This window comes from Neobacillus rhizosphaerae, from assembly GCF_050477885.1.
In the GTDB taxonomy this organism is placed as follows: Bacteria; Bacillota; Bacilli; order Bacillales; family Cytobacillaceae; genus Neobacillus; species Neobacillus rhizosphaerae_A.
The window spans coordinates 1-9,474 of sequence record NZ_JBCNAC010000115.1 but is presented as its reverse complement, the minus strand read 5'-3'; the positions used below and the strand labels follow the sequence as shown (position 1 = coordinate 9,474).

Sequence of the window (9,474 nt, the reverse complement as noted above, 5' to 3'; positions counted from 1 at the left end):
GAGGAGGCTCGCCGAAACACCCACGGAAAGCGAAGCTCCTGGAGCGGAAATCAACAGACAAATTTAACAAAGTAAATCCTTAAATAAATTAACCATAGGAGATTAAAAACATGAGCGTACATAAAGCAATTTCAGACCATGTAAATAAGCAAAACCAAAAGATTAATCGATTCCTGCTTCTCGACCAACAAAGAGAGCTTTTTATCGAAGAAGCGTTATTTTTATGCAAGCAGGGCAAAGAGTTCACAACCGATAAAATTAATGAAGTGACAAATCAAATTAATACCCTAGCAAAGCAAGGGATTATCCCTTTCCGAAAGATCGTCACAATAGATATGGTCAAAGAATATGCAGTAAGGTCTTAAAACAGCTCAATTAAATACCAATATAATGAAGCAGAGGCTGCATCCAAGTGCTCCTCTGCTTTTTTCCAGTATTGCATTATTCCAAAATAATTAAATTTTTAGTACTATATACTATAGATATATATTAATCATTCTAGGAGATCATGTTTCCTTGAAAGAACTGGAGATTTCCATGCAGAAACAAAAATTCAAACTAGTCCTATTCTATTTCTTAGGTAGTTTAATTTGGATATATGGTTCAAATTATCTTATCGAAACATTTGTTCCCACTTCACATATTTGGATTATTGAAAGATCTAAAGAGGTTCTTTATATTATCATTACTGGAGGCTTTATTTATTTCTTAATTAATAAGTCCAATGAATTAACCGTTTCACGAGAAGACCAAAAGCGCTTATCCACCTTAATTAACGCAATGGTTGACTTTGTTAACTTTAAGGATGGGGAAGGACGATGGATTGAGGCCAATAATTTTGGATTGCAATTGTTTCAGCTTGAACATGTGGATTATCGTGGCAAGAAGGACTCTGAGTTAGCCGAATATACAGATTTTTATGCAGATGCCCTCCGGTATTGTGAAATCTCAGATGAAGAAGCATGGAGAAATGGTGACATTATTCGAATCGAAGAAGCTCTTCCAGTTCCAGATGGAACGACAAAAACTTTTGATACGATTAAAGTCCCTCTTTTTAATCCAGATGGCAGTAGACAGGGTCTGGTCATTATTGGTCGTGATATTACTGAAAAAAAGAAAATGGCTAGAGAACTATTGGTAAGCCAACAGCAATATAAATCATTATTTGAATACAGTCCTGATATTGTTTATCTAATGGATTTGAACGGAAATATTACGAATCTCAATCCTCACTTCGAGGTCATTACTGGTTTTAATAGAGATGATATCATTGGAAAAAATGTAAAATCCTTATTACCCATAGAGCATCAAAGACAAGTCAACCAGTTTATTGCCTCAGTTGTCGAAGAGGTTAAACCTGTTATGTACGAGATAAATGTCCCACATGCAAACGGAGAGATGATTACGTTACAATGTACGTCACTTCCAATCAATATTGAGGGTGCCATTACTGGTATTATTGGTACTGGACGAGATGTGACTACGTTAAGAAAAACCGAGGAACGCCTTAGAAGAACAGAAAAACTTTCAGTCGTTGGTGAATTATCTGCAAGTGTTGCTCACGAGATCAGGAATCCCCTTACATCCTTAAAGGGTTTTGTTCAGCTTTTACAAATGGAAGATAAGAAGCATCAATATTACTATCAAATCATGTTAGACGAACTCGATCGGATTAATCATATTGTAGGAGAGCTTCTACTCTTAGCAAAGCCACAGGTTCTTAAGTTTACAAATGCAGATATTCATAAACTGCTGAAAGATGTTATTTCGTTGCTGAACACGGAGGCCAGCTTATATAATATCCAAATCAATTCTAATTTCCCGAAGGAACCTCTTCTACTTGAGTGTGAACCAAACCAATTAAAACAATTATTTATTAATATTATAAAAAATGCGATAGAGGCATCACAACACGGAAAATCGGTAACGATTAGTGTCGAGCAAGCTGTAGAAAAGATTTGTATTACGATTAAGGACAGTGGTTGCGGCATTTCAAAAGAGAGATTAGAAAAAATTGGGGAACCATTCTACTCCTCAAAGGAAAAAGGGACTGGATTAGGCTTAACAGTAAGCTATAAAATAGTTCAATCACACAAGGGAACCATTCATTTTGATAGTCAAAAAAACCAAGGTACAACTGTCAGCATAGTTTTGCCAATTAAGCAACATAACTCTAAAAAGAACTAAAATTAAGACTGCCAAATTGGCAGTCTTTTTCATTGTTTTGCTTTCTTTTTCCGATTACGAAAAAAGGCAATAATCAATAGCATCGACGGAATAATAATTTGAAAAGGCCAATGTAAATAAATCGGGACAATATGAAGTCCTTCTTTAATGTGTTCTGCAAAATTTGATGCAATTGTTACAGAGGCAAATAAGACAAATCCCCCTAGTGGAATACTTAGGTTTTGGAGTTTATCAAATTTGAAAATATCTGTTGCTCCCACAACACCTGCATAGAAATATAACGTAATCTTAAAGAAACCGCCTACAATTAAATAGAGCATAAAGAAGACATCGAGCCGTTCTATAAATTCAGCGATACGGATTTTACTAATGGTTGTTAACAGCGGGAAATTTGCTCTCACAAAAAGCTCCGTTCCTAACGCTGCAATATTAATAACAGATGTTATTGTGATGTTTATTCCACTTAGTATCATCCCACCCATACAGACAATCTTTACCTTTTTCGGATCATTGATATATGGGAGTAACATCGTAAATACAACCATTTCACCAAATGGGAATGTGATTGTTTCACCAAGAAATGTCTTAAGAATTGGCTTTATTCCGTTCTCTAATATGGGCCTTAGATTTTGTAAATGGATTAGTCCGGAAAACATGACGAGTAAAAATCCTACAACAGCCATGATATATATAATCATAAAAAACAGCTCGCCAACTCTTGCAATCACCTCAAATCCCTTATGTATAGCATAAATAATTGTTACAATCATTAAGCAATTAATAACAATTAACGGTGTATTTGTATATATAGTCGACGTTAATAATTCGCCAAAGTCCCGTAACACTCTAGATGCGCAATACAAAAAATAAATAACGTAAGAGAAACCGATCATTCGTCCTATCCATTTTCCGGTTATCTTTTGTACATAGCTCGTAAGAGGGAGATCTGGATAGTAGAGGAACAAAAGATAGTATATTAGGAAAACTCCTAATCCGCCTATCAAACCTAACAAAATACTTATCCATGCATCTTGTTTCGCTTGTGCGCCAAGACCTACAAGTATGGCACTGCCCATTTCAAACAGCACAACAAGCACAAACAATTGTGATGCCTTTATTTTTGCTTTCTCCAATCCATATCCCCCTTTCCAAAGAGCTATTTCTGCATATTTGACCAAAATGGCTTTGTTCGAATACCTTGTCTGCGAATATAAGAATCTACATGGACATTCACTTGTAAGTCTGCAAACTCTTCATCCCAATTCGCTTGTATTTTCTTCCATAAAGGTGGATTTTTAATGTGAACCTTTTCACCAAATCCTAAAATATCTGTCTTTAACTTTTGCGCTTCTTTCACCGAGGCTTTAATCTGCTTGGTTATTTCTTTCTCCGTTAATTTTTCAATTTGAGCAATGACTTCTGGATTATCTAAATCTATTGCCGTATTGGCTTCGCTAATCCACCCTTCATTCTCAATCTTTACATTTATTATCGGTTTGTCATTCACGATACGAACAGAAACCTTTGTTTTAGAACGAATGGGTGCAACGGATAATGCATTTTTCTTTCCTTCCCAGTTAATATTTATATCCGTACTATTTACTTTATCGAGAACCCACAATATTCCACGTGCTTTGTCATGTTTAATCCAGCCTCGTAATTTTCCTTTATTAAAAACAGCTAAGCCATCAGACTGAAGAAATGCATCCGTTGTGGTCTTTTGAAGATTTTCTGCTTTCCTTGCTGTTGGTTTGTCACCAACAAGCATATAACCATTAGCTATAGGCTGTTTCCCGTTACTAAGTAACCCATTAAGAAAATCGTCTATATTTATGCTCATATTTTCACCAAGCATAGATTCTGAGAATTTAATTTGCTTTGTAATTTTAGTTACAGGAAGTCGGTCTAGAATGGTTAGCGTTGTTACTATGTCCTCTGCTTTTGAACCTTTTGCGATGACTAATTCAGTAGTTGTTCGAAATTCCGGGTCCCGGTCCAATGCATCCAGCACATATAACAAACTATCCTTTGCCACCTCTTCACTTATTACCACTACGTTTGTATGAGCATAATATAGCCTTCTTGATACCTTCTTGGTAGCATTCCTTGCTGCTTCTGTGATCGTATCCCCAGAACTTCTATAAACTGCAATCGGCAGTCCGTTCCCTCCCCCCGTTTGACCAGATGAGACATTGCCAGGATTCACAAGTTGAAAAGACACATGAAATTTCTTATCCTTACCTTTATCCACTCCCATTGCCATGACAAAGGCTAAGTCCGTCAATTCCTTCTGATTCCAACAGCCACTAAGAACGGGTAATAGCAAAAGCGTTATTACTAATGTAATGAAACATTTTCTCATGACTGATCACCTTTATTTGATTGCTCTTGTTGTTGCTCATCAGCTTGCGGTGGACCTGGCTTTTGATTTTCCCCTGTTCTTACTATATTGCCTTGGCTAATAAATTGAGGTCTATTTTTAAAAGCCCAAATAGGAAACCGGAGAAATACGTCTTGCTGATTACGGATGCTAAAAGGTGCAATTGGCATCATATAAGGAACTCCAAACGAGCGAAGTGAACATAAATGAATAGCTATAAACATAAGTCCTAGCATCATTCCATAAAAACCTAGAATGGTGGCAAGCCCCATTAAAGCAAAGCGAAGCAGCCTGGCTGCAACAGCCATCGCAAAAATAGGTGTTGAAAAGTTAGCAATGGCTGTAATCGACACAACTATAACCATTACAGGTGAAACGAACCCTGCTTGCACGGCAGCCTGACCAATTACGAGTGCACCAACAATGGAAACGGCCTGACCGACTGCACGCGGAAGTCTTAAGCCAGCCTCCCTTAATATTTCAAATGTGACCTCCATGATTAATGCTTCTACAAAAGCAGGAAATGGAACACTTTCTCTTTGTGCAGCAATCGCAATCGCCATAGTAGTCGGAATCATTTCCTGATGAAAAGTTGTAGCCGCTATATAGGTAGCGGGTCCAATAAGGGCAATCAAAAATGCCAGGATTCTTAGGAGCCTTATACCCGTTGAAATATCAAAACGTGAATAGTAGTCATCTGGAGCCTGGAAAAATTGAATAAAAATCGCAGGCGCGGTAAGTACAAATGGTGTTCCATCAATAAAAATGGCAATTCGCCCTTCAAGTAAATGAGAAGAAACAACATCTGGTCTTTCGGTATGATAGGTAGTCGGAAAAGTTGTCCAGGTTTGATCTTCAATTAATTGCTCAATATAGCCTGAGGCTATGACAGCGTCAATATCAATCCGATTTAACCTTTCCTTAATCTCCGTTATAATTTTCTCGTTTGCAATTCCTTTAATATACATGAGGGCAATGTCAGTTTGTGATACCGTGCCAATTTTCATCGATTCCATCCATAAATTTGGACTTTTAATTCTTCTCCGAATCAAAGCAGTATTTGTACGGAGTGTTTCAGTGAAAGAATCCTTCGGTCCCCGTATAGAGAGTTGGGTTGTTGGTTCAGAAATGGCCCGCTTTTCCCAACCCTTGGTCTCCGCACTAATCGCGCGGTTGTGTCCTTCTAAAAAAATAACTGTATTTCCTGATAACAAATTATCATAAACCTGATTCCAATTATCAATTGTCAAAATACTGCCAAGCGCAACAGCCTTCTCAATTACGTATTGGAAGATATCAATCCGCTCTGGTGGAAGTTCTTTTTCCATAAATGATTCTAAAATAAAGTCACTGATTGAATGACTATCCGCTAAACCATCAACAAATACAATTGCCCCTTTATAACTGCTTATCTTTACTTCTCGAATTATGATATCAGCACTTTTCCCAAACTCTTCTTTTATTCGGGAAATGTTATCTGTATATTCCCTATGTATCGGTAAATCCTCTGGCTTAAGTGGATCCTGCTGCTGTCTATAATTATCATTCTGTCTCCTTTTTTGCTTCTTTTTCAACATACTTGACAAGATCGACACAAGCTACCACCTCACCATTAACAATTCGTAATGGTTATTTTCCCCAACGTGAACTCATCTATCCATTTCTTCCAAAAAACATTTTGAAAGACATGCATAAGGATGGTGTAAAGAACAAAAATAAACATAATGGAGATTGTAGGTGAAACAGTTGAAGCAAATAATGGTTTCATTTGTCATAGCAGCTGGATTGATGTGTATGATTAGCTTCTTAGACCTAATAATGGGGACTGAACCTCGTAAATTAATTTGGAAGGCTATTAACCCTTTTAAGGTCATGGAGGCAGCAGAATACATTATTATTGTTTTTTTTGGCATCTCAATTATGATCAAAACCCTTCGTTACTACATCAAAAAGAAGAAGCAAAGCAATCAGCCTTCTAATTAATTATGATTCATACGAAAAAAAGGAAAAGAACTCAACTTTTCACATTGAGCTCTTTTCCTCATTTGCTTCCTGTATTTCAATAGGCCGCTTTTTTTTGAAGAGGGTAAGTATAGTGGTGATTACCTTCCAAAAAGTAATCATTCTTTTCTTCCATTTGCTTCTTCTTTCAAGGTTAGGTCCGTATACAATTCGATTCCAAAAATAATAGATCAGTTCCTCAACAACAATAAATAAGGCAATAAACAATACAAATACTGTGATCCAATATGACATTACAAGGACCCCCTTTCTCCAGAATAGTTCATCCTATTCAAAAATCTAAAAGAAGTACTATAAATCATCAGACTGATTCTACTAAACTGTTTATCTATATTCATATTACCAAATATATACCAAATTGTAGACAAATTAGTAAATAATGTAGTATTTTTATTTTGAGTCACGAAATTTTTCCGAGGGGGAAATTAGATGGAATATCGACGATTGGGAAATACGGGTTTAAAAGTGAGTGAAATAAGTTTAGGCAGTTGGCTTACATACGGTGGCTATGTGGAGGAGCAAAATGCAGCGGCGTCTATTGAAAAAGCATATGATTTAGGCGTTAACTTTTTTGATACAGCCAATGTTTATATGCGTGGAGAGGCTGAAATTGTTGTCGGTAAGGCACTAAAGAAATATGTTCGTGATTCCTATGTGCTGGCAACGAAAGTATTTTGGCCAATGGGCGACGGTCCTAATGACCGAGGACTTTCTCGAAAGCATGTCATGGAACAATGCCATGCCAGTTTAAAGCGCCTTAACACTGACTATGTAGATATTTATTATTGCCATCGGTATGATCCGGAAACACCGCTGGAAGAAACATTGCGTGCACTTGATGACCTTATCCGTCAAGGAAAGGTATTGTACGTTGGTGTAAGTGAGTGGACAGCAGAACAAATTTCAGAGGCGGTTCATCTTGCTGATAAGAAACTTCTAGACCGTATAGTTGTTAATCAACCTCAATACAGCATGCTCCAACGTTACATTGAAAAAGAAGTCCTACCTGTAAGTGAAAAGCACGGAATTGGCCAAGTTGTCTGGTCACCGCTTGCACAAGGTGTTTTAACAGGTAAGTATAAAAAAGGTGAAAAGGCTCCTGTAGGAAGTCGTGCTGCACAGGAAAAATACAATGGTCTATTTGGATTATTAACGGAAGAGAATCTAGATAAAGTGGAACTCTTAAAAGAGGTTGCCAGTGAAAATAATCTTACACTTGCAAATTTAGCTCTTGCATGGATATTAAGGCAAAGCAATGTGGCGAGTGCGTTAGTAGGGGCAAGTCGTCCTGAGCAAGTAGTAGAAAATGTGAAAGCTTCTGGTGTGAAATTAAACGAAGACACCCTTACTAGAATCGAGGATATTCTTCGATAAAAAAATGCCCTTGGACTTTTTCGTCCTTGGGCTTTTTTTAACAACTATTGTTAAACCGCTCTTTCGGCTGATTGTTCCGATGCTTTAATGAAAGACTTGTTTCCGATTGAAAAGAAAATAATACTTCCAAGGGTTAACAAGGCAATGGTCAAAAACATGATTTGCCCTTGAAAATGACTTAGAAGGAAGCCGCCAATAATTGGTCCAAGAAAGTTACCTATCTTCCTAAATTGTGCTGCACCAAAATAAGTTCCCCGAAGATGTTCAGGTGCTAGTTGATCAATCATCATGCTATTTGATGGAAAGATTAATATTTCTCCCACTGTTAACAATACCATAGCTGCAATAGCCGTAACCCAGCCATTAACAAAGCTGAAGCCAACTAAACCTGCAGCCATAAAAACGGCTCCGACCACCATGACCTGCATTAACCTAAATTTCTCTGCTATGTGACTGATTGGCATCTGTAGCAATACAACCATTATTGCATTTATGGTGATTAGCATGGAGAAAATAACCACGCCATTTTCTACCGTTCCCTCTAATATTTGCGGTAAATTTGAATCTATTTGAACATATCCCATATTCACCAAGATGATTCCCATGATGAGATATCTTAATGCCTTATCTCTTTTAACAATCCTAAAAGCATCTCCAAAAGAGGCACCTTTTTTCAGATTTTCTACTTTATGAAGGACAAGTTTGTTTAAGAAGAAAACCAAAACCATTCCATACAATAAATAGATCGTTCCGGTTATAGCAAAGGATAATTTAGCTGATGTATTAGCTAAATAGGCCCCAATAAGTGGACCCACAGAAGCACCGATATTCATAGCTGTATATCGTAATGAGTACACCTTCATCCTCTTTTCTTTTTCGGTTAAATCTGCCATTAATGCTTGAGCGGTCGGTTCAAAGAATGAATTACTCAGTCCGTTTAAAGCATTTAACAGAATAAACCATCCCGGACTAGTAGCAACGGTAAAACCATAATAAACACAAGCTACTGTAAACAAAGCAAAAAGCATGACTGGCTTTCGTCCAAAGCGGTCTGATAAATGGCCTCCAATGAATCCACCTACCGTTGCCATTAACGGGCTCATCCCTACAGTAATACCAATAATAATTGGGGAGAGATCCATATGTCGTGATAAATAGATTGAGAGAAACGGCAAAGTCATAAATGCAGATCCTCTTGATAAGACAGTCCCAATTAATAAAACCCATACAATGGGATGAAATTGACCCACATAGTTTTTCAATATTTTCATATGTAAAACCTCACAAATTTTGGAGTATGCTTATTTAGTAAACTATTTAATTGAATAAATGTAAAGAATTTACCTGTTTTTCCAGCATACTTCCTCAAAAAAAGGATCAGCCATCAGCAAGGATGACTGATCCTTATACCCCTTAATTTATAGGCTTTGTTAAATTTGTCTGCTGATTTCCGCTCCAGGCACTTCGCTTTCCGTGGGTGTTTCGGCGAGCCTCCTCGGCGCTTGCGCCTG

The 9,474-nt window shown here is 37.2% G+C and carries 9 protein-coding genes; 4 read left to right on the top strand and 5 right to left on the bottom strand.

From position 1 onward, the window contains the following. Positions 1–110 precede the first annotated feature (110 nt). Together ABES03_RS15845 and ABES03_RS15840 are read left to right on the top strand one after the other, a co-directional pair. Positions 111–365, top strand: a complete 255-nt coding sequence (locus tag ABES03_RS15845) for a YpbS family protein (protein WP_430118394.1) — start codon at positions 111–113, stop codon at positions 363–365. A gap of 172 nt (positions 366–537) precedes the next feature. Then, the gene (locus tag ABES03_RS15840; protein WP_430118392.1) at positions 538–2,187 is read left to right on the top strand and encodes a PAS domain S-box protein; all 1,650 of its coding nucleotides are present in this window, start codon (positions 538–540) and stop codon (positions 2,185–2,187) included. Positions 2,188–2,216: 29 nt separating this feature from the next. On the opposite strand, the gene ABES03_RS15835 is transcribed toward ABES03_RS15840, so the two are convergent. Genes ABES03_RS15835 through ABES03_RS15825 form a run of 3 tightly spaced genes read right to left on the bottom strand, consistent with a single transcriptional unit; the run spans position 2,217 to position 6,144 of the window. Beyond that, positions 2,217–3,320 (bottom strand): GerAB/ArcD/ProY family transporter, encoded by a 1,104-nt coding sequence (locus ABES03_RS15835; protein WP_430118390.1) that lies wholly within the window; start codon positions 3,318–3,320, stop codon positions 2,217–2,219. A gap of 23 nt (positions 3,321–3,343) precedes the next feature. After that, positions 3,344–4,549: a Ger(x)C family spore germination protein gene (locus tag ABES03_RS15830; protein ID WP_430118388.1), complete on the bottom strand. Its 1,206-nt coding sequence runs from the start codon at positions 4,547–4,549 to the stop codon at positions 3,344–3,346. Next, entirely contained in the window at positions 4,546–6,144 is a 1,599-nt protein-coding gene (locus ABES03_RS15825; RefSeq protein WP_430118396.1) for a spore germination protein, read from the bottom strand. Before ABES03_RS15825 ends, ABES03_RS15830 begins: the two co-directional genes overlap by 4 nt. 160 nt (positions 6,145–6,304) lie before the next feature. On the opposite strand from ABES03_RS15825, the gene ABES03_RS15820 reads away from it, so the two are divergent. Then, entirely contained in the window at positions 6,305–6,550 is a 246-nt protein-coding gene (locus ABES03_RS15820) for a hypothetical protein (RefSeq protein WP_430118386.1), read from the top strand. 39 nt (positions 6,551–6,589) lie between these two features. On the opposite strand, the gene ABES03_RS15815 is transcribed toward ABES03_RS15820, so the two are convergent. After that, positions 6,590–6,823, bottom strand: a complete 234-nt coding sequence (locus ABES03_RS15815; RefSeq protein WP_430118384.1) for a hypothetical protein — start codon at positions 6,821–6,823, stop codon at positions 6,590–6,592. 195 nt (positions 6,824–7,018) lie between these two features. Between ABES03_RS15815 and ABES03_RS15810 the strand changes: the two genes are divergently transcribed. Further along, entirely contained in the window at positions 7,019–7,963 is a 945-nt protein-coding gene (locus ABES03_RS15810; protein WP_430118382.1) for an aldo/keto reductase family protein, read from the top strand. A gap of 50 nt (positions 7,964–8,013) precedes the next feature. Here the strand turns inward: ABES03_RS15810 and ABES03_RS15805 are convergent, their stop codons facing one another. Next, complete coding sequence (locus tag ABES03_RS15805; RefSeq protein WP_430118380.1) at positions 8,014–9,234, bottom strand: MDR family MFS transporter; 1,221 nt, start codon at positions 9,232–9,234, stop codon at positions 8,014–8,016. Positions 9,235–9,474: the final 240 nt, after the last annotated feature.